Raw genomic sequence first — 20,114 nt, 5'->3', positions numbered from 1 at the left:
CCGAGTCATCCGAGCGGAGTCGCATGCAAGCCACGCCAGCCGCCGCCCCGCGGCCGCCCCGGGCCCGCGCCCGGACCACGTCGATCGCCGCGCTCGTGGCGCTCGCCGCCCTGGTCCCGACCGCGGCCTCCGCCTCGGGCACCCAGGAGGTCGAGGCCGAGCTGCCCTACGTCTGCGCCCTCCCCTCGGGGGAGTTGCCCGCGACGGTGCGGATCTCGGCGGACTTCCCGGAACGGGCCGGGGCGGGCGAGGCGTTCACGCCGTCCGACGTCACCACCACCGTCGAGCTGCCGGCCCAGGCGGTCGCGGACCTCACCGCCCGCGGCGCGGCCGAGGTACGGGCGGCCACCCGGCTCGCCGTCGGCGTCGCCCAGAACGCGGCCACGGCGACGGCGACCTGGCGGGGCGGCTCCGAGCCGGTCGCGCTGCCCGGGTCGGGCCCGCTGACGCTGACCGCGACGGGCGACGTCCCCTCCGTGGCCGGCCGGGGCGACGGCGACCTGACGTTCTCCGCGGGCGCCCTCGCCCTCGACCTGGAACTCGGGGCGGCGGACCCGGCCACCGCGGCCCCCGGCTCGCTGACCGTCGACTGCGCCCTCGCCGAGGACGCGCCCGAGCAGGGGCTGCTGGCCACCGTACCGGTCGGCGCGGGCGGGCCGGCAACGAGCGGTTCGCCGTCCTCGCCGGGACCGTCCGGAACCTCCGGGGCGCCGGACGAGGGACGGCCGGACGCACCGGCCGACCGGCGGCCGGAGCGGCAGTCCGAGAGGTCGCCGAAGGTGCTGGAGAACACCCCCGGCGCCGCCGTGGACCGCGACGACGTCCCGCCGTGCCGCTACGACGAGCAGCACCCGCCCACCTCGAAGTCGCTCAACGCCTACATCACCGGCTACACCAACGTGCGCAAGCAGAAGGCCGCCTCGTACCTGCCGCCGTCCTGCATGCTGATCGAACAGGGTGACCCCGTGGCCGGTCCCCCCGACCCGGAGGCCCTGATCTTCGACACCGTGTCGTGGGGCGACTTCAACTACCAGGGGCGCAAGCGGACACCGCCGTTCCGGAGCACCTTCCTGTCCTTCGACTTCGTCCCGGTGACCGCCACCATGGTGCTGGAGCAGACGGGTCCCATCAGGATCGACTCCCGTCTGAAGCTGTACCTCCTCGAGGGTCTGACGACCATGGACACCTACGTCCGGGCTCCGTTGGTCCTCCATGTGACCTCCCTCGAGGTCAACGGGACACCGCTGGACGTCGGTCCGGGCTGCCGGACCGAGACGTCCCTCACCTCCGCCGACCCGGACCCCGCGCACTTCCCCGGTGACCACCTGGTGCTGTTCGGACGCGGCGAGCAGGTCACCGGCCAGCCGGCCACCGGCTACCAGCTCACCTCCGGCGGTGTGCTGTCCGGCGAGGCGACCATCCCGGCCTTCTCCGGCTGCGGCACCGGCGGCGAGGACCTCGACCGGTTGCTCACCGCCTCCGTCTCCGGCCCCGGCAACTACATCAAGCAGGTCCAGGGGCAGACGTGCGCGGTCATGAACGTCAACCCGCTGGAGTGCACCGAGGACCTCCAGCCCGCCCAGATCCCCGTCGCCGAGCGCTGACCCGGCACCCCGCCCCGCCCCTCCCCGCCCACCTCCACGGAAGGCCACCACCATGCCCCCGATCTCCTCCCGCGCCCGGCTCGCCACCGTGTCCGCGCTGACCGCGCTCGGCGCCTTCGCCTCACTGGGCACGGCGACCGCGGCCGACCCCGCGCTGAACGGCGCGTGGGCCCCCTTCACCCGCTGTCCCGTGGACGCCCCGGCGATGCTGGCGGCCGACGGCTTCGAGAAGACCCCGCAGTGCGTGGTGTCCACCTCGGCGAGCGGCTCCATCAAGCTGGGCGGCACCACCGTGACGACCGGCAGGACCAACCTCCAGATGGGCATCGTCCAGAACGCGGACGGCACCAGCAGCGTGGTCGCCCCCGCCTCCGGCGCGCTGGTCGCCGAGCCCGCCACCGTGCCCGGCGGACTGCTCGGCCTGATGTGCCCCAGCGACATCTTCGTGATCACGGGGATCTGCAAGTCGCTGGAGAACTCTGGCCTCAACAAGATCACCGCGACCATGGAGTCGGTCGGCGCGCCCTACGCCTTCGACCAGACCGCGGGTGCCCTCACCGACCTGCCCATCGTCGCCCTGCCGGTCCGCATCCACCTGGAGAACCCGCTGCTCGGCGACAAGTGCTACATCGGGACGGCCGCCCACCCGATCGTGCTGCGCCCGGAGAACCGCGACTATCCCGAGTTCGGCCTGACCTTCTTCCAGGGCGACGGCACCGAGGACGCGGCCGGCGAGATGAGCCGGATCAACCTCACCGGCGCCACCCAGAACGACAGCACCTTCGCGGTGCCCGGCGCCACCGGCTGCGGCCTGAACGTCGGTCTGATCAACGCCGCGGTGAACGCGAAGACCGGGCTGCCCTCCGCCGCCGGGAACAACAGCCTCACCCTGAACGACACCCGGACCCACCTCACCGGCCTCAACGCACCCGGCACCGTCGCCCCCGACGCCGGCAAGGTGCTCTCGAAGAACTGGCACTCCGCCGTCAACTAGCGGTCGTGCGCACGCGGTTGACGACGTACACAACCGTGACACGATTCCTCCCCAAGAGATGTACAACACAACAAAGTTGATTTACCGTCTGCTTGCCAGACCGGTGAACGCCTTGGACCGGTCCAGGCTCCGCCCGCCGAGGGCGGGGCCCGGTCGGCCCATCCCACCGGACATGTCGACGGCAAGGGATCACTCATGCCCTCAAGCGCGCGTCCCTCGGTGCTCGGTGAACCGCTCGACCCCCTCCCGAAGAAGTTCGCGGCCTTCATGCGCCCGCTGCTGCCCGGGCTGCTGAACGAGATACGCACCGAGGTCACCCGCAGCTACCCGGTCTACGGCAGGCTGCTCAACGGCCCGGACGGGGACGCGATCCGGCAGGGCGTCGAACAGGCGCTGACCGCCTTCGTGGACCGGGTGGCCGACCCCTCCAGCAGCTCGGAGCTGCGGGACGAACTGCTGCGCAGGTTCGGCCGGGTGGAGGCGTACGAGGGCCGCGACCTGGAGGTCCTGCAAGGCGCCTACCGGCTCGGCGCCCGCATCGCGCTGCGCCGGGCCAAGACGCTGGGCCGGCAGTACAGCCTCTCCCCCTCGCTGATCCTCGCCTTCGCCGACGCGCTCTTCGCGTACGTCGAGGAACTGGAGGCGATCACCCGCGAGGGGTACGCGGAGGTCCGGGAGCGGGCCGCCTCCGAGGAGTCCGCGTTACGAAGACAGTTACTGCACTTCCTCCTGGCCGCCTCGCCGCTGCCCCGTACGGCCGTCTCCGAACTGTGCAAGGCCGCCGCCTGGGAGCTGCCCCGGTCGTGTTTCCTCGTCGCCCTGCGCTCTCCGGCACCGGACCACATCCAGGCGGGACTCGACCGGGACGTCCTCGCCGACCTGGACATACCGCAGCCGCACCTGCTCGTGCCCGGCGACCTCACGCCCGCCCGCCTGGACATGCTCCGCACCGCCCTGACCGGCACCCGCGCCGCGCTGGGCCTGACCGTGCCGATCACCCAGGCCGCCGACTCCGTGCGCTGGGCCCGCCGCGTGCTCCAGCTCGTTGACGACGATGTCGTACCCGACGCCCCGCTGATCCGCTGCGAGGACCATCTGACGACCCTGTGGCTGCTGTCCGACCCCGCCCTGGTCGACCGGATCGCGGCCCGTGAACTGGCCCCGCTCGACGCGTTGCCGGCCAGGCGGCGCGACCGGCTGGTCGAGACCCTGCGCGTGCACGTGTCCACCCGGGCGCCCGCGGAGCAGGTCGGCGAGATGCTGGGCGTGCACGCGCAGACCGTCCGCTACCGCCTGCGGACGCTGGACACCCACCTGGGCGACCGGCTCGCCGACCCCGACCACCGCTTCGCCATCGAGGTGGCCCTGCGCTCGCTGCACCTGCGGGGCCACGACGACGCGGAGTGATGCCCGGGGGCCGGTGTGCGGTTCCGTACCGGCGTGCGGCTCAGTACGCCACGGGCCAGCCGCTGCTCCAGTCCAGGAGGTTGATGCCGAGCTTGGGCGTGCCGTTGTCGTTGCCGTCGTAGTAGTGGTAGACGATCAGGTCGCCGTCCACGTCGTTCATGATCGACTGGCCGCCGGGTCCGATGACGCTGCCGTGCGACTCCAGGACCGGCGTCCCGCCGTTGTTCATCAGCGAGACGCCGTTGCGGTCGCGGTAGGGCCCGGTGACGCTCGTCGCCCGGCCGACCTTGACCTTGTAGGTGGAGCTGGTGCCGTCGCAGCAGACGTCGTACGAGGCGAAGAGGTAGTAGTACCCGTTCCGCTTGACGACGTACGGGGCCTCGACGGCCTTGGTCCCGGTCGGGCGGGAGGCGAGGGAGCGGCGGGCGGTGTCGGAGGCGAGCTGCTTGCCGGTGGCCGGGTCGACCCGGATCATCTTGATGCCGGTCCACCAGCTGCCGAAGGACAGCCACCACCTGCCGTCGTCGTCGACGAAGAGGTTCGGGTCGATGGCGTTGTAGTCGCTCGCGGCGTTCGAGGTGTAGACGACGCCCCGGTCGGTCCAGCTGCCCGGCGCCCCGGTGGTGGAGACCGCGAGCCCGATCGCGGAGTCGTTCACGCCGAAGGACGAGACGGAGTAGTACATCAGGTACCTGCCGCCGTGGTACGAGATGTCCGGCGCCCACGCCTCGGGGACGTCGGAGTACTGCGACCACCAGGTGGGCCGGGAGCCGAAGGCGTCCGCCCCGGCGGAGAAGGCGGTGCGGTCCGAGGACGCCTTGCTGCTGATGCCGCCGCCGGTGGCGTAGAGCCGGTACTGCCCGGACGAGGTGCGGATCATCGTCGGGTCGTGGGTGACGACGGAGCCGGTGACCCGGCCGGGGTTCGGATAGGCCGACGCCGCGGAGGGGACGAGGGCGAGCAGGGCGGCGGCGGGGAGAGCGAGGAGTGCGGTTCTCGTGCGCGTGCGGCTCATGGGTGGCGCTCCTGTTCCGTTGCGTTCCACTGACTGTTCGTGATGTCGAACATTGGTCGCCTCTTCGGACGGGAACGTAGGGTCGATGCCCCTGCGCGTCAATGCTCTGCGCGGCGACGGTGGCCAACGTCCGGAAAACGCCGGGTTTCACAGGTGTCCGACGCATGAATGCGAACCGGCGAATCACCGGACCCGCGCTCCCTGCCGCCGCCGCCCCGCCACCATGGCCTCCCATGTCACCGTCCTGAGGGGGAGCCGGGCGTGAGTCTGTCCTGGGGTTCCGTGGCCGCCGTCCTGGGCCTGGCCGTGCCCGTCGTGGCCGCGCTGTGGGAGTTCGTGCTGGCGGGCCGCAAACGGCTGGGCTACCGCGTCCAGTTGGACACCACGATCCGGGACTCGGCCGCCTCGGGGCCCGACACCACGGTGCTGCAACGCATGCAGTGGGACGGTACGAACCTGCGCGACCCCTCGGTCGTGCTGCTGCGGATCGAGAACGCCGGCTGGAGCCCCGTGGTCGCCGGCGACTACGTCGCTCCCGCGAGCGACCCCGTGGGCATCCGCATCGCCTTCCCCGGCCGCCGCGTGGTCGGCATGACCGTCACCGAGCGCAGCGCCCAGGTGCCGCCCACCTTCTTCGTGCCGGGGGCCGAGGGGTTCGAGACCACCGGCCGGGAGATCAAGCTGCCCAAGGTGATCCTCAACCGCAGGGCGCACTACAAGGTGCTGGCGGTCCTGGACCGTGAAGAGGGTTTCACCGAACCGGAGTTCCCCGAGGCGGAGGTCACCGCGGGGGTCGTGGGCGGGGTGCGCGGCGGCAACATCAAGAAGACCGCGTACTACCCGTTCGCCTCACGGCAGGTCCGGTGGCTGCTCGCCTCGCTGATCCTGGTGAGCGCCACCCAGTCGGCGTTCACCCTGGCCGGGAGCGACGACGGCGCCGCCGCGCCGCTGGACTGCGCCGCCGGGACCCTGCACCTGTCGGGTTCCACGGCCTTCGCGCCGGTGCTGCGCGAGGCCGCGCGGCAGTACGAGCGGACCTGCCCCGACGCCCGCATCCCGCTGACCGCCACCTCGTTCAAGGGCAGCGTCGACGGGCTCGACACCCTCGCCGCGGCCGGTGCCGAAGCCCGGCTCCCGGACGGCCGGGGACTGGGGAACCGGCTGGCGTTCAGCGACGGCCCGAAGTCCGACGGCCGCCCGCGGCTGCTGCCCAGGCCCGTCGCGCTGTCCCTGTTCACCCTGGTCGTGCACGAGGACGCGGGGGTCGAGGACCTGTCCCTGAAGCAGGTGCGGGACCTGTACGCCGGGAACATCACCAACTGGAGCCAGGTCAGGGGCAACGACGTGCCCGTTCACCTGGTCAGCCGGAACCCCGGCTCGGGCACCCGCACCACGCTCGAACGGCAGGTCCTCGGCGGCCGCGCCCTCCCGGCGGTCACCACGCCCGACTGCGCCGGCCTGGACCGCGACCGGCCGGGCCGCTGCGAGGTGGGCGGCACCGGGGCGCTGCTGGACACGGTGGCCTCGGCCCCGGGCGCCCTGGGGCACAGCGAGGTGGGCGCCGCCGCCGCGCACGACGGCGTCCGGCAGGTCCGCATCGACGGCTATCCGGCCACCCTGGAGGGCGCCGACCAGGGGGCCTACCCGTACTGGCAGACGGAGATCGCCTACACCTACGGCGAACCCCCGGCCGACTCGATCGCCGCGGGCTTCCTGCGCTACCTCGCCGACGAGGTCGGCAAGGACGTCATCCGCTCCAGGGGCCACCGCCCCTGCGCCGAACTGGACAAGCCGCTGCTGTGCCGTCCGGACGGATCACCCGCCGCGAGGTGACCCCGGGCACGGGCTACGGGTTCTCCCAGGCCGCCGGTTCCGCCGCCAGCTCGCGCACCGGGTCCGGCAGCGCGTCCGCCGCGAGGTCCGCGATCGTCACGCCCTCCAGGATCCTGCGCACGTTGGCGCGCAGCGCCACCCACAGCGGCAGCAGCGGCCCCGCCGTCCCCGTGTACACCAGCCCCGTCGGCCGCTCCCCGCGCACGGAGACGATCGGGCCGTCCACCGCCCGGATCACGTCCGCCACCGTGATGGCCGCCGCCTCGCGCGCCAGCCGGTACCCGCCGCCCCCGCCGCGCCGGCTCGCCACGACGCCGCCGCGCCTGAGGTCCCCGAGGATCCCCTCCAGAAATTTGTGCGGAATGTCCTGCGCGGCGGCCACGTCCTCCGCCTTGACCGGGGAATCGTCCTGCCGGACGGCCAGTTCCAGTACCGCCCGCACCGCGTAGTCCGCCCGCGCCGAGATCCTCATGCCGACCATTGTGGCGCGCGCTGGGACAATGGCCCGGCACAGGCGTCCCGGGCGACCGACGGGACCAGAGGTACGCGCGCAACAGGAGAGGCTCCCTTGGAGCTCAGCAGGCCCAGCAAGCTCGGCAGACGAGCGTTCAGCGCCCTCGCGGGCACCACCGTCCTCGGTCTCGCGCTCGGCGGCAGCGTGAGCGGCGGGGCGCTGCCCGCCTCCGGCGCTCCGGGCCCGGTGCCCACCGGGCCGCCGCCCGGCCCGCCCGGCGCCGACGGCCGCCGCCACCGGATCGCCCTGGACCGGTACTCGCTGCTGGTGGACGGCAGACGGCTGGCCCTGTGGTCCGGCGAGCTGCACCCCTTCCGGCTGCCGAGCCCGTCCCTGTGGCGGGACGTGCTCCAGAAGATGCGGGCGTACGGCCACAACGCGGTCAGCGTGCGCCTGGCCTGGAACCAGCACTCCCCCGCCCCCGGCCGGTACGACTTCACCGGCGTCCGCGACCTCGACCTGTTCCTGCGCACGGCCGCCGAGTGCGGTCTGTACGTCGTCCTGCACCCCGGCCCGTACATCGGCGCCGACGTGGACGCCGGGGGCCTGCCCGGCTGGCTGACGACGGTCGAGGGGCGGGCCGGGAGCACCGGTCCCGCCTTCCTGCGCCACGCCGACGAGTGGCTGCGCCGGGTCAACGCGATCGCCGCCCGGCACCAGTTCACCCGGGGCACCGGCACGGTGCTGCTCTACCGGGCGGACACTCCCGGGCGCGCCGACCTGGACCACCTGCGGGACCGGCTGCGCGCCGACGGCATCGAGGTGCCGCTGCTGCACGCCGGCTCGCCGCTGGCCTGGCAGGAGCCGGGGCCGACCCGGGACGCCGCCGAGGCGCGGCGGGCGCACTTCGACCGCCTGGCGCGGGGCAGCACGCTGCACAACGTCCGCATGGCGTTCGGCGGCACCTCGTGGGGGTGGCTGGCCGCGCCGTCGGCGCCCTCCCCGACGTACGACCCCACGGCGGCGATCGACGAGGCACGGCGGCCGACGGCCAAGCTGGCGCCGCTCCACCAGCTCGGCCATCTCCTGCGCCACGTACCGGACTTCACCCGGATGACCGCGGCGCAGGAGGTGCGGGCCGCGGACCCCCGGGTCCGGGTGCGGCACCTGGCCAACCCGGACACCGGCGCGCACGCCTACGTCCTGCGCAACGACTCCGCCGCCGACGTCACCTCGACGCTGCCGATGGGCGGGAGGGACGTGGAGGTCACCGTCCCCGCCCGGGACGCCAAGCTGCTCGCCACCGGCCTCCACCTGGGCGCGGGGCGCACGCTCGCGTACGCCACGGTGCAGCCCATGCTGTCGCTGAGCGTCGGGACGCTGGACATCGCCGCGTTCGTGGGCCGGGCCGGGGAGATGGCGCACCTGGTCCTGGACTGCCCGGACGAGCCGTGGCCGACCCGGCTGGACGAGGAGGCCGCCTGGACCTTCGACCACGGCGAGCTGCACGTGATGGTGCCGCTGAAGGAGGACCGCCTGACCCGGGTGCGGGTGCGCAGCGGCGAGACCGACCGCACCCTGCTCCTGCTCTTCGCCGACGACGCCGCCTCGCTGCGGCTGTGGCCGTACGAGACCCCGTCGGGCCGGGTCCTGGTGCGCGGCCCCGAGCTGCTGCGCGAGGCCGCGCTGGACGGTGCCGTGATCCGGCTGACCGGGGACACGGTCGACGAGCGCGAGCTGGAGGTGTGGGCACCGCCCGGCATCACCGACGTCACCTGGAACGGCACGCGGGTGCAGTCGGGCCTCGGCCGCGCCCAGAGCCTGATGACCGTGTGGCCGCTGCCCGGCGTGCCCCGCCTGGTCCTGCCCGCGCTCGACGGCTGGCGGCGGCGCGCGGAGAACTTCGAGTCCCGGCCCGACTACGGCGACGAGGGCTGGACGGTCGCCGACCGGCGCACCACGCACGGCACGACCCCGGTCCCCGACGGGCAGCCGGTGCTCTTCGCCGACGACTACGGCTTCCACTACGGCGACGTCTGGTACCGCGCCCGCCTCACCGGCGCCGCCGGCCTGGAGTCGGTGTCCCTGTCGTACCGCACGGGCGCGCACGGCCTGCTGATGGCCTGGCTGGACGGGGAGCCGCTGGGCAGCCACCGGCCGGGCGGGGCGGGCGACGGGAAGGGCACCTGGACGGCCACGGCGGACTTCCGGGTGCCGCAGGCCCTGCGCGCGCGGGGCGGCGAGGACGGCGGCCCCCTCCTGTCCGTCCTGGTCCGGCGCACCCAGCACGGCCAGGACGGGTACCGGGCGGCCCGCGGCCTGACCTCGGCCCGCTTCGAGGGCGCCTCGCCCGACGTGCGGTGGCGGATCATGGGCGCGGCCGCCCCCGACCCGGTGCGCGGGCCGCTCAACACCGGCGGGCTGTACGGGGAGCGCCACGGCTGGCATCTGCCGGGGTACGACGACGGCACGTGGGAGCCGGGGTCCCCGGCAGCTGCCGGGGACGCGGACCGGCGCCAGGGCGTGACCTGGTACCGGACCACCTTCCGGCTGGACGTCCCGCCGGAGACCGACGCCTCGGTCGGCCTGGTCGTCGGCGACACCCGGGCCCGCGACGTGCGCGTCCAGGTCTTCCTGAACGGCTGGAACATGGGCGAGTACGGGGGCGCCGGCACGGGCGCCCCGCACACCGTCGTCCTGCCCAACGGCATCCTGCGCACCCGCGCCGCCGCCAACACCCTGGCCCTCGCGGTCCTGTCCGGCGGCGACACACCGCCGGGCCCAGGGCCGGTGCGCCTGGACCTGCTGGGCAGCGCGGCCGGCGGGGTACCGGTGAAGCCCGTCAGCTCCCCGGCCCGGCACCGCGGTTGACGGGGCGCGCGAAGCGGACGTCCAGATCGCAGGGGACGTCGGGATCGAAGGTGGCGCACAGCGCCTCGCCCTCGTCCACCACCGTCAGCGTCATCCGGCAGGGTTCACCGGCCGGGCGGGCGAAGGAGAGGCCGATCTCGGAGCCGGACGCCGCCCGTTCGGAGGTGCGGTACCCGCCGTCGCCCTGGTCGGCGAAGAAGGCCCAGCCTCCCTCGGTGCGCCCGCCGGGGCAGCCGGCCCCGGCGAGTGCGCCCTCGTCCAGGCCGTGGGCGGTGAAGGTGCGGTCCGAGGACAGGGCGAGGGTCGCCCCGCCCCCGGACCGCTAGCCCCCGGTGACCTGTTCGGCGGAGACCGTCGCGGCCGCGGGCTCGACGTCGCAGGCCGCCGCCGAGGCCACGACGAGCAGGGCGGCGGCCGTCCCGCGGACCACGGGAGCGAGTGGTGTCGTGAGCACGGGCGAAGCCTAGAAGGGCGGGTCCGGCTCAGCGCAGCCGGATCACGTTCCAGGACAGCGGCTCCAGGGCGGCGGTGAGCCTGCCGTCGCTCAGGGCCGTGCCGTCCACCGGGTGCGGGACCACCCGCTCGGGCTCGGCGAGGGTGTTGCGGGCGTCGGGGTCGGCGTCCGCGAGGGCGCTGTGCTCGACGACCTCCCTCAGGTCCAGGCCGCTCAGGGCGACCTCCAGCGGAAGGGCCTCGGTGCGGGAGCGGTTGACGGCGAAGACGGTGACCGTACCGTCCTCGGCGCGCACGGCGGTGGCGTGCAGCAGGTCGGCCTCGCCGTACTTCGCCGTCTCGTACGTCGGGGAGTCCACCCGCACGTCGAGCACCTCGCCGCGGCCGTACGCCGAGGCCTGGGAGAAGGGGAAGAACGTCGTCTGGCGCCAGGCCGGGCCGCCCGGCTCGGTCATGATCGGGGCGATGACGTTGACGAGCTGGGCGAGGCAGGCGACGGTGACGCGGTCGGCGTGCCGCAGCAGGGCGATCAGGAGCGAGCCGAAGACGACCGCGTCCATGACGCTGTAGTTGTCCTCCAGCAGGCGCGGCGCCTCGGGCCAGTCCAGGACGCTCACCTGGGCCTCGGTCCGGCTCATGTACCAGACGTTCCACTCGTCGAAGGAGAGGTTGATCCGCTTCTTCGACTTGAGGCGGGCGCCGACGTGGTCGCAGGTGGCGACGACGTTCTCGATGAACGACTCCATGTCGACGGCGGAGGCGAGGAAGGAGTCGACGTCGCCGTCGTGCGGTTCGTAGTAGGCGTGCAGGGAGATGTGGTCGACCAGGTCGTAGGTCTCCTTGAGGACCGTCGCCTCCCAGGCGGCGAAGGTCTCCATCGCCTGGCTCGACGATCCGCAGGCGACGAGTTCGACGTCCGGGTCGATCTGGCGCATGGCGCGGGCGGTCTCGGCGGCGAGGCGGCCGTACTCCTCGGCGGTCTTGTGGCCGGTCTGCCAGGGGCCGTCCATCTCGTTGCCGAGGCACCAGAGCTTGATGCCGAAGGGGTCCTTGTCGCCGTGCTCGGCGCGCAGGTCGGACAGCGCGGTGCCGGCGGGGTGGTTGGCGTACTCCTGGAGTTCCAGGGCTTCGGCGACGCCGCGGGTGCCGAGGTTGACCGCCATCATGGGCTCGGCCTGGGGGCCGATCTTCTTCAGGAAGGCGATGTACTCGGACAGGCCGAAGCGGTTGGTCTCGGTGGAGCGCCAGGCGAGGTCGAGGCGGCGCGGGCGGTCCTCCACCGGGCCGACGGAGTCCTCCCACTTGTAGCCGGAGACGAAGTTGCCGCCGGGGTAGCGGACGGCGGTGACGCCGAGTTCCCGGACCAGTTCCAGCACGTCCTGGCGCAGGCCCTCGGCGTCCGCGGTGGGGTGCCCGGGTTCGAAGACGCCGGTGTACACGCAGCGTCCGAGGTGCTCGACGAAGGAGCCGAAGAGGCGGGGGTTGACGGTGCCGACGGTGAAGGCGGGGTCGAGGGTGAAGCGGGCGGTGCGCATCTTTTCCTTTCGGGGGTGACGTGTCGGCGTGCGGGGCGCGCTACTGGCCGGCCAGGCCGGTGTGCGCCACGCCCGCCACGATCTGGCGCTGGAAGAAGACGAAGACGATGATCAGCGGCAGGCCCGCCATCAGGCCGCCGGCCATGAGCTGGGCCCACTGGATGCCGTAGGAGTTCATGACGGTCGCGATGCCGTTCGGCATGGTCATCAGGTCGGGGTTGTTGGTGACCATGTAGGGCCACAGGAAGTTGTTCCAGGAGCTGATGAAGGTGAAGATGCCGACCGCCGCCAGCGAGGGGCGGGAGAGCGGCACGATGATCGTGAAGAAGACGCGCCAGCGGCCGGCGCCGTCGATGAAGGCGGCCTCCTCCAGTTCGCGCGGGATGCCCTGGAAGAACTTGTAGAGGATGTAGACCATGGCGGCGGGCGCGCACTGGGGCAGGATCATGCCCCAGTAGGTGTCGACCATCCCCATCTGCTGGACGCTGGTGAACAGCGGGACGCCGAGCACGGCCGGGGAGACCATGAGGCCCGTCATCACCACGCCCATCAGGACGCCCTTGCCCCGGAACTCGGTGCGGGCGAAGCCGTATCCGGCGAGCGCGGCGACCAGCAGCACGATCGCCGTCACGCACACCGACACGACCAGCGAGTTGACGAACCAGTTGGTGATGTTGCCGGTCTCGAAGAGGGCCTTCCAGGCCTGGCCGGTCCAGTCGTCCGGCAGCCAGTGCGTGGGCACCTCGACCGCCTCGGTCTCCGACTTGAGCGAGGTGAACAGGGCCCAGGCGAGCGGGGCGAGGAACACCGCGGAGACGGCGGTGCCGAGCAGGGTGAGCACGATCTGGGCGGGGGTCCAGGCCCTGCGCGGCCTGGTGGTCCGGGCCGGGTGCGCCGTGGCGGTGGTCATCGGCCGCCCTCCTCACGGTTGCGCAGCAGCCACATCCGGGCGAGGGCGACGGCCGCGATGAGCACGAAGAAGATGATGGAGATCGCGGAGGCGTAGCCCACGCGGTAGCTGGTGAAGCCCTGTTCGAGCGTGTACTGCACGAAGGTGCGGGTCGAGTCCTCCGGGCCGGGGCCGAAGTCCTGCATCACGACGGCCTGGTCGAAGACCTGGAGGGAGGCGAGGATCTGGAGGGCGACGACGAGGCCGGTGATGTTGCGCAGCATCGGCAGGGTGACGTGGACCGTGCGGTGCCAGGCGTTCGCGCCGTCCAGCTTGGCGGCCTCGTAGAGGTGGGCGGGGATGCCCTGGAGCGCGGCGAGGTAGAGCAGGAAGCTGAAGCCGACGGTCCACCACAGGGTGGTGATGACGACCGCGAGCATCGCGTACGACTTGTCGGTCAGCCACGGGGTGTCGAGGCCGAAGACGTGGTTGACCATGCCGGTGCCGGGGTTGAACAGCCACTGCCACAGGTTGCCCGCGACGGTGGACGGCAGCAGGAACGGCAGGAAGAAGCAGAGCCGCCACAGCCACTTGCCGCGCTCGATGTGGTGGGCCAGCATCGCGAGGAGGAAGGCGAGGACGGTGATGCAGGGCACGACGAGCAGCGTGAAGTACGCGCTGTGGCCGAGCGCGTCCCACATCAGCGGGTCCTGAAGGGCCTCGCGGTAGTTGTCGAGGCCGATGAAGCTCGCGCTGTCGCCGGAGATGTTGGCGTCGGTGAAGCTGAGGTAGAGGCCGCGCAGCAGCGGCCAGACCACGAAGAGCGCGAAGAGCGCGAGGAACGGGGCGACGAACCAGCCGCCGTGCTGGAAGCCCTGCCCGCGGCGGACGCCGGCGCTGTCGGCGGCGGTCCTCGCCCGCGCCGGGCGGATGATCGTTTCGGCGCTGGTGGCGGTCATGCGGCGCTGCCTCCCTGTGCGGCGGTGCGGCCGTCCATGGGGTTCTTCATGGCGAGCAGTTCGGTGAGCGTGCCCTTCATCCGGCGGGCGGCGGACTCGGGCCTCGCGGAGCCCGTCGTGGAGGAGACGACGATCGGGCCGACTCGCTGGGCGAGGATGCCGGTGGACCCGGCGAACCACACCTTGGGCTCGGTGGCCTGGTGGTCCATGGCCGAGACGTACTCGTTCTGCGGCTGGAGCTTCCGGTACGCGGCGGTGGACAGGGTCGGTGTGTAGGCGGGGATGTGCCCGCCGACCGCCCACTGCCGGGCGTGTGTGACGACGTAGGCGGCGAGCCGGTGCGCGCCCTCGTTGGCGGCGCCGCCGCGGCCGGCCTGGTGCGGCAGGACGAAGGAGTGGGACTCGGCGTGGGTGGCCCGCTTGCCGAAGACGGGCGGCAGCGGGGTGGCGCCGTAGTCGAGCTTCGCGGTGTCGAAGACGGGCACGGACCAGTTGCCCTCCCAGGCGAACGGCGAGCCGTTGACGAACTGTTCGGCGCCCGCGTTGCCGCCGAAGGCGGGGTTGGCGTAGCCGTCGGCGACGTGCCTGCGCAGGAACTCCAGGACCTGGGCGGCCTTGTCGGTGTCGAAGGTGACCTCGGTCCTGGAGTCGTCGAACCAGGTGCCGCCGAGCTGGGTGTAGAAGGCGACGAAGAACCACCACTGGAAGTTCTGGTCGTTGTGCCACAGCCCGATGGTCTGCAACCCCTTCGCGGTGGCCTTCTTGGCCTCCTTGAGCACGTCGAACCACTCGCCGGGGGAGGTGACGGGCACCATCCGGCCGTCCTCGCCGAGCAGGCCCGCCTTCTTCAGCACGTCCTTGCGGTAGAAGCAGAGCTGGACGTGGATGTCGAGCGGCAGCGCGTAGAGCTTGCCGTCGACGACCGCGCGCTTCCACAGCTCGGGGTTGAAGTCCTCCTCGCGCACGCCGTACTTGGCGAGCAGGGCGGTGTCCCAGGGGTCGAGGAGGCGGCCGGGCGAGAATCCGGTGACGCGGCCGAGGTGCATGACCCCGAGGTCGGGCGCACGGTTGCCGGCGGCGGCCATGGCGAGCTTGGTGTAGAAGGGGCTGCCCCACTGGAGGGTGGAGTCCTTCACGTCGATGCCGGGGTGTTCCTTACGGAAGGAGTCCAGCATCGCGATCATGTTGTAGCCGTCGCCGCCGCTGAAGAGGTTCCAGTAGCGGACCCGGGTGTCCGCCCCGGAGGCGAGCGCGTCGGCGCCGGTGCCGAGCGCCGCGAAGCCGAAGCTGCCCGCGACCGTCAGACCGCCGGCCGCGGCCAGAAAGTGCCTGCGATTCAGGCCAGGTCGTCCCATGCCCTGCCCCATCTGTCGTCAATCGGACGTTGGCGTTCGATATTTCGGATGCTGCTCGTAACTTCGAACGGGAACGTAGGTGGGAAGCGCTTGCGCGTCAATGGTTCGGGCAAGATCTCGGGCAGGACTTTCCCGGAGGGCGCGGAGACGGCCCCGGACCCGCCGCGGAACTGGCCCACAGGGCATGCGTCTTGGCATATTGCAGGGGTGACCGACGGACGGCCGGGGGGACGAGGAGACAGCGGTGCGTACCAGGAAGGAGATGCGTCGCCTCGCTGACGCCCTCATCGACCCCATCCAGGTGGCCGTGCCGGCGGACCCGGAGGTGCTGTTCGAGGCACTGGTCGCCTCCGTCAGCGCGTGGCGGGGCCGGGAGGTGCTCGTGCACCGGGCGGCCTTCCCGCCGCACACCGCGAGTGGACTGTGGCTGGAGCGCGAGAGCCACGACGACGTGGTGGTGGACGAACGCGCGGCCGTCTGGCACCAGATCGTGATCCTCTGCCACGAGGTGTGGCACATGAGCCGCCGTCAGGCGGAGGGCGGCGCGGAGGCGGGCGACCGGCCCCGGCCGGTGGCCGCGCGCACCGACTTCTCCCTGGCCGAGGAGCAGGAGGCGGACCGCTTCGGCATGCTGATGGGCAGCCGGCTGCGCACCTGGCTGGACGCCTCCACCGACTCGGTGTTCGCCGCGGAGGGCGGCGGCCCGGCCAGCCCGCAGAGCCTCGCCGGCCGCATCGGGGCCGCGCTCAACTACCGCGGGACGACCAGATGAACAGCCTGATCAACTACCTGAGCTGCGGCGCGCTCTGGCTCGGTCTCGCGGTGCGGGCCCCCGACCTGCTGCGGCACCGGCACGATCCGTATCTGCGGGCCATCTGCGCGGTGCTGGGACTGGCCGGGCTCTGCTTCCTGCTCGGGGCGCCGCCGACGGTCGGCGCCGTCAACCGGCTGAGCGGCGTGCCCAACCTCGCGGCGCCGCTCACCTACGCGGCGATCACCGGATACTGCGCCGCCTCCCAGGTCCTCGTCGTCCACTGGCGCGGCGGACCCCGGGTGCGCCGCACCGCCCGCCGGTGGACGCTCGCCTACGCCGCCGTGGTCCTCGGCATCGCGGTGGCCTTCGCTCTCGGCGACGCGCCCGTGGAGCGCCGCACCGATCTGGACACCTACTACGCGACGACCCCGTTCCTCGCCCAGATGATCGTGCTGTACCTGGTCGCGCACCTGACCGCGGTGACCGTCACGACGGTGTCCGCGCTGCGCTGGGCGCGGCAGGTGCGCGGCGGGCTGCGGGCGGGTCTGACGCTGATCGGGGCCGGTTCGCTGTGCGGCGCCGGTTACAGCGTCGCCAAGCTCGTCGCGGTGGGCGCCCGCTGGTTGGGGCGCGACTGGTCGGCGCTCGGCACCACGGTCTCCCCGGCCGCCGCCGGCCTCGGCGCCCTGCTGGTGGTCGTCGGGGTGCTGGTGCCGCTGGTGACGCCGCGGCTGGCCGAGTGGCGGCGGGCGGGGCGCGCCTACGCCCGGCTCGGGCCGCTGGAGCGGGTCCTGGACGACCTGCTGGTGCGCCGGGCGCTGCGACTGCCGCGCCCGCGGTTCGCCTCGCCCGGCACCCTCCTGATGTGGCGCCGGACCAGCATCCACAACGCACTCGGTCACCTGGACGCGTACTGCGACCGGGACCTGTACGACCGGACCCGCGCCGACGCGCTGGCGGCGACGGGCGATCCGGAGCTGGCCGGGGCGAGCGCCTGGGCCGCCGTGATCGTCGACGCGCTGCGGCACGAGGCGGGCCCCCGGACGGTGTCGCCGCCCGGCGCCGGCACCGGTCGCCCCCTGGGCCCGTCACCGGACCCGGCGACCCTCGCGCGGATCGCCGACGTGCTCGCCGGCGCCGTGCGGGTACCGGCCCCGTCCGCCGTGCCGAGCGGCAGGACGACGGCGGGCACCGCGTGAGGGCCGGCCGGTTCGGCGACGGGGACGACGGGGACACGGGCGGCCGCGCGGGCGCCCGGCACGGCCGGGACGCTCGGGTCCCGCACGAGAGGAGTGGTCGGACGTGAGTCTCGTCGTCTACCTGGCGGCCCTGGTGTTCGGCATGACCTCCGTGCTGCTGTTCCGCCGTCCGCGCACCGCCGTGCGCAATCCGCTGACCCTGTCCACCTGTGTGGCGATCGTCCTCGGTGCCCTGGTCTTCGTGTGCGCCGCCCCGGCCACCCTGCGCACCGTCAACGAACTCACCGGCGTCACCAACTTCGGGGCCCCGCTGACCTACGGCATGCTCTCCGCGTACAGCTGCGCGGTGCTGGTGCTGCTGATCAACTGGCGGGGCGGCCCCCGGCCGGTGGTGCGGCGCGCGGTGCTGCGCAGCATGGCCGCCTACGGTCTGCTGGTGGTCGCCATCGTGGTGCTGTTCCTGCTCGCCGACGCGGACACCGAGCGGCTGACCGATCTCGACACGTACTACGCGGGCACCCCGTTCATGCGGGAGATGATCCTGCTGTACCTGCTCGGGCACAGCGCGGCGATGCTGGTGATGTGCGCCGTCTGCCTCAAGTGGAGCCGTGAGGTGCGGGGTCTGCTGCGGGTCGGGCTGCGGCTCATCCTGCTCGGCGCGCTGCTGGACCTGGTGGGGTTCCAGCTCGCCAAGTACACGGCCGTGGCGGCCCGGTGGACCGGTCACGACCTGGACTTCCTGTCCACCACGGTGGCCCCGCCGATGGCGTCGCTGGCGGCCCTGGTGTGCTCGGTGGGCTTCGCCCTGCCCAGGCTGCTGCCGTCCGTGCTCGCCCACTGGCGGGGGCTGGACGACTACCGGCGGCTGGGTCCGCTGTGGTCGCTGGTGAAGTCGGCGTCCACGGCCCCCCGGCAGCCGTCCGCCTGGTGGCAGCTGCCCCGCGCCCGGCTCCAGTGGCGTGAGGTCTCCATCCACGACGCCCTGCTCACCCTGGCGCCGTACTTCGACCACCGGGTCCGTGAACGGGCGCGGGACGCCGCCCTGCGCGCGGGCCGCTCCGCCCACGAGGCCCGGCTGGCGGCGGAGGCGGCGATGCTCGCCGACGCGGCGCGGCGGGCCGCCGCCCACGAGGAACCGCCCGGGGCCACCGGGTCCTACCGGCTGCACGCCACCGAGGTGCCCGGCCCGAGCGGGCTGGTGGAACTGTCCCAGGCACTGCACCGCCCGCCCGGCCGGGCCACCGCGCCCGGCGGCACCAACCCGTCGTCCCTGACCGGAACCCTGACCGAACCCGAGGAGCCCCATGTCGCGTAGAGCTGTCGTCGTCGGTGCCGGGCTGGCCGGGATGCTGGCCGCCGCCGTACTGGCCGACGCGGGGGTGGAGGAGGTCGTCGTGCTGGACCGCGACGAACTGCCCGACGGTCCCCGTCAGCGCCGGGGGCTGCCCCAGGGGCGGCACGCGCACCTGCTCATGCCGGGCGGGCTGACCGCGATGGAGGAGATCGTGCCGGGCGTCAGCCTGCGCAAACGGCTGCTCGCGGCCGGCGCGCACGAGATATCCCTCAGCTCGGGCATGCTGGCGCGCACCTCCGAGGGCTGGCTGCGCCGGTGGCGGCGCGAGGGGCCCGTCATGCTCACCTGCACCCGGGCGCTGGTGGACTGGACGGTACGGGCCGCGGTGCTCGACCACACGGGGGTCGAGGTGCGCCGGGCGGCCGCGGTCGGGCTGTCCGGGTCCGCGGGGCGGGTGCGGGGGGTGCGGGTCTCGGGGCCCGACGGGGAGGCGGACCTGGACGCCGACCTGGTCGTCGACGCGAGCGGACGCGGTACGCGGGTCGTCTCCTGGCTGGAGGGGCTCGGGCTGTCCGGCGTCCGGACGCGGACGGTGGACTCGGGGCTGGTCAACGCCTCGCGGCTGTACCGGGTGCCGGCCGGGGCGGAGCGGTTCCCGCTGACGATCGTGCAGGCCGATCCGTATGTGTCCCGGCCGGGCCGGAGCGCCATGGTCATGCCGGTCGAGGGGGACCGCTGGCTGGTCAGCTGCGGCGGCACGCGCGGCGGTGAGCCGCCGGCCGATCCCGAGGGCTTCCTGCGGTACACGCTCGACCTGCCGGACCCGGTCGTCGGCCGGCTGATCTCCGGCGCCGAACCGCTCACCGACGTGCACCTGAGCCGGTCCACCAGCAATGTGCGGCACTACCTGGACAAGGCGCCGCACTGGCCGGAGGGCCTGGTGGTCCTCGGCGACGCGCTCGGCACCTTCAACCCGGCCTACGGGCAGGGCATGTCGGTGGCCGCGTTCGGCGCCCGCGTCCTGGGCCGGGAGCTGGACCGGGCCGCCGGCCTCGACACGCCCGGCCTGGCCCGGCGGGTGCTGCGGGGCGCGGCGCGCCCGGTGGACGCGGCCTGGGCCATGGCCGTCGGGCAGGACGTCCTCTACCCCGCGACGCGCGGCGGCGGACGGCCGGGGATCGTGGACCGGGCGGTGACGGCGTACACGCGGCGCATGACGAGGGCGGCGACCTCCAGCTTCGCGGCGGCCTCCGCGATCTGGGACGTCACCAGCATGCTCACGCCGCCGACCCGCCTGTTCCACCCGGCGGCGGTCCTCGCCGCCCTCGCCGGGCCGCCGCTCCCACTGCTGACCGGGCCGCCGCTGACGCCCGGCGAACGCGAGGTGCTCGCCGGGCTCGACCGCACGGGGGTGTGAGCGGACGGTACGGCGACCGGCCCCCCGCCCGCGTGGCGGACGACCCCGCCCGGGGGAGCGTCGCACACCCGGCGAAGCCCC

General features: G+C 73.3%; 17 protein-coding genes. 9 read left to right on the top strand and 8 right to left on the bottom strand.

Annotation, left to right across the window (positions count from 1 at the left end; all coding sequences use genetic code 11):
* Nucleotides 1-23: 23 nt before the first annotated feature.
* The 3 genes from ACIRGB_RS26720 to ACIRGB_RS26710 all read left to right on the top strand — a co-directional run bounded on the left by ACIRGB_RS26720 (nucleotide 24) and on the right by ACIRGB_RS26710 (nucleotide 4,005).
* Nucleotides 24-1,604, top strand: a complete 1,581-nt coding sequence (locus ACIRGB_RS26720; RefSeq protein WP_403870027.1) for a DUF6801 domain-containing protein — start codon at nucleotides 24-26, stop codon at nucleotides 1,602-1,604.
* 52 nt (nucleotides 1,605-1,656) lie between these two features.
* Nucleotides 1,657-2,598, top strand: coding sequence for a hypothetical protein (locus tag ACIRGB_RS26715; RefSeq protein WP_403870024.1), 942 nt, complete (start codon nucleotides 1,657-1,659; stop codon nucleotides 2,596-2,598).
* Between the two features lie 195 nt (nucleotides 2,599-2,793).
* Nucleotides 2,794-4,005 carry a helix-turn-helix domain-containing protein gene (locus ACIRGB_RS26710; protein WP_403870021.1) on the top strand — a complete coding sequence of 404 codons (1,212 nt, stop codon included), beginning with the start codon at nucleotides 2,794-2,796 and terminating at the stop codon, nucleotides 4,003-4,005.
* Nucleotides 4,006-4,045: 40 nt separating this feature from the next.
* Here ACIRGB_RS26710 and ACIRGB_RS26705 read toward each other — a convergent pair whose 3' ends face one another.
* The gene (locus tag ACIRGB_RS26705; RefSeq protein ID WP_403870019.1) at nucleotides 4,046-5,020 is read right to left on the bottom strand and encodes an arabinan endo-1,5-alpha-L-arabinosidase; all 975 of its coding nucleotides are present in this window, start codon (nucleotides 5,018-5,020) and stop codon (nucleotides 4,046-4,048) included.
* Between the two features lie 261 nt (nucleotides 5,021-5,281).
* On the opposite strand from ACIRGB_RS26705, the gene ACIRGB_RS26700 reads away from it, so the two are divergent.
* A complete protein-coding gene (locus ACIRGB_RS26700) occupies nucleotides 5,282-6,853 on the top strand; it encodes a substrate-binding domain-containing protein (RefSeq protein ID WP_403870017.1) in 1,572 nt (523 codons plus the stop codon).
* Nucleotides 6,854-6,866: 13 nt separating this feature from the next.
* Here the strand turns inward: ACIRGB_RS26700 and ACIRGB_RS26695 are convergent, their stop codons facing one another.
* Nucleotides 6,867-7,325, bottom strand: a complete 459-nt coding sequence (locus tag ACIRGB_RS26695; protein ID WP_104635272.1) for an Rrf2 family transcriptional regulator — start codon at nucleotides 7,323-7,325, stop codon at nucleotides 6,867-6,869.
* Between the two features lie 96 nt (nucleotides 7,326-7,421).
* Here ACIRGB_RS26695 and ACIRGB_RS26690 point away from each other — a divergent pair, with 96 nt between their 5' ends.
* On the top strand, nucleotides 7,422-10,178 hold the full coding sequence (locus ACIRGB_RS26690) for a beta-galactosidase (protein ID WP_403870013.1): 2,757 nt from the start codon (nucleotides 7,422-7,424) through the stop codon (nucleotides 10,176-10,178).
* Here ACIRGB_RS26690 and ACIRGB_RS26685 read toward each other — a convergent pair.
* From ACIRGB_RS26685 to ACIRGB_RS26660, 6 genes are all read right to left on the bottom strand, one after another.
* Complete coding sequence (locus tag ACIRGB_RS26685) at nucleotides 10,150-10,272, bottom strand: hypothetical protein (RefSeq protein WP_403870010.1); 123 nt, start codon at nucleotides 10,270-10,272, stop codon at nucleotides 10,150-10,152. The genes ACIRGB_RS26690 and ACIRGB_RS26685 overlap by 29 nt on opposite strands.
* A gap of 228 nt (nucleotides 10,273-10,500) precedes the next feature.
* Nucleotides 10,501-10,632: a hypothetical protein gene (locus tag ACIRGB_RS26680; RefSeq protein WP_403870007.1), complete on the bottom strand. Its 132-nt coding sequence runs from the start codon at nucleotides 10,630-10,632 to the stop codon at nucleotides 10,501-10,503.
* Nucleotides 10,633-10,660: 28 nt separating this feature from the next.
* On the bottom strand, nucleotides 10,661-12,166 hold the full coding sequence (locus ACIRGB_RS26675; protein ID WP_403870004.1) for an alpha-N-arabinofuranosidase: 1,506 nt from the start codon (nucleotides 12,164-12,166) through the stop codon (nucleotides 10,661-10,663).
* 40 nt (nucleotides 12,167-12,206) lie between these two features.
* A complete protein-coding gene (locus tag ACIRGB_RS26670; RefSeq protein WP_403870001.1) occupies nucleotides 12,207-13,076 on the bottom strand; it encodes a carbohydrate ABC transporter permease in 870 nt (289 codons plus the stop codon).
* The gene (locus ACIRGB_RS26665; RefSeq protein WP_403869998.1) at nucleotides 13,073-14,014 is read right to left on the bottom strand and encodes a carbohydrate ABC transporter permease; all 942 of its coding nucleotides are present in this window, start codon (nucleotides 14,012-14,014) and stop codon (nucleotides 13,073-13,075) included. Before ACIRGB_RS26665 ends, ACIRGB_RS26670 begins: the two co-directional genes overlap by 4 nt.
* On the bottom strand, nucleotides 14,011-15,369 hold the full coding sequence (locus tag ACIRGB_RS26660) for an extracellular solute-binding protein (RefSeq protein ID WP_403869995.1): 1,359 nt from the start codon (nucleotides 15,367-15,369) through the stop codon (nucleotides 14,011-14,013). The genes ACIRGB_RS26665 and ACIRGB_RS26660 overlap by 4 nt, the downstream gene beginning before the upstream one ends.
* Before the next feature lie 244 nt (nucleotides 15,370-15,613).
* Here ACIRGB_RS26660 and ACIRGB_RS26655 point away from each other — a divergent pair, with 244 nt between their 5' ends.
* The 4 genes from ACIRGB_RS26655 (at nucleotide 15,614) to ACIRGB_RS26640 (ending at nucleotide 20,033) form a co-directional block, all read left to right on the top strand.
* Nucleotides 15,614-16,141 carry a toxin gene (locus ACIRGB_RS26655; protein ID WP_403869992.1) on the top strand — a complete coding sequence of 176 codons (528 nt, stop codon included), beginning with the start codon at nucleotides 15,614-15,616 and terminating at the stop codon, nucleotides 16,139-16,141.
* Nucleotides 16,138-17,322 carry an MAB_1171c family putative transporter gene (locus ACIRGB_RS26650; RefSeq protein WP_403869989.1) on the top strand — a complete coding sequence of 395 codons (1,185 nt, stop codon included), beginning with the start codon at nucleotides 16,138-16,140 and terminating at the stop codon, nucleotides 17,320-17,322. Before ACIRGB_RS26655 ends, ACIRGB_RS26650 begins: the two co-directional genes overlap by 4 nt.
* A 103-nt stretch (nucleotides 17,323-17,425) precedes the next feature.
* Nucleotides 17,426-18,637, top strand: coding sequence for an MAB_1171c family putative transporter (locus ACIRGB_RS26645; RefSeq protein ID WP_403869986.1), 1,212 nt, complete (start codon nucleotides 17,426-17,428; stop codon nucleotides 18,635-18,637).
* On the top strand, nucleotides 18,627-20,033 hold the full coding sequence (locus tag ACIRGB_RS26640) for an FAD-dependent monooxygenase (RefSeq protein WP_403869983.1): 1,407 nt from the start codon (nucleotides 18,627-18,629) through the stop codon (nucleotides 20,031-20,033). Before ACIRGB_RS26645 ends, ACIRGB_RS26640 begins: the two co-directional genes overlap by 11 nt.
* Nucleotides 20,034-20,114: the final 81 nt, after the last annotated feature.

The organism is Streptomyces sp. NPDC102490, assembly GCF_044765285.1.
Taxonomy (GTDB): Bacteria; Actinomycetota; Actinomycetes; order Streptomycetales; family Streptomycetaceae; genus Streptomyces.
The sequence above is the reverse complement of the archived record's forward strand: the minus strand, read 5'-3'. Positions and strand labels throughout refer to the sequence as shown.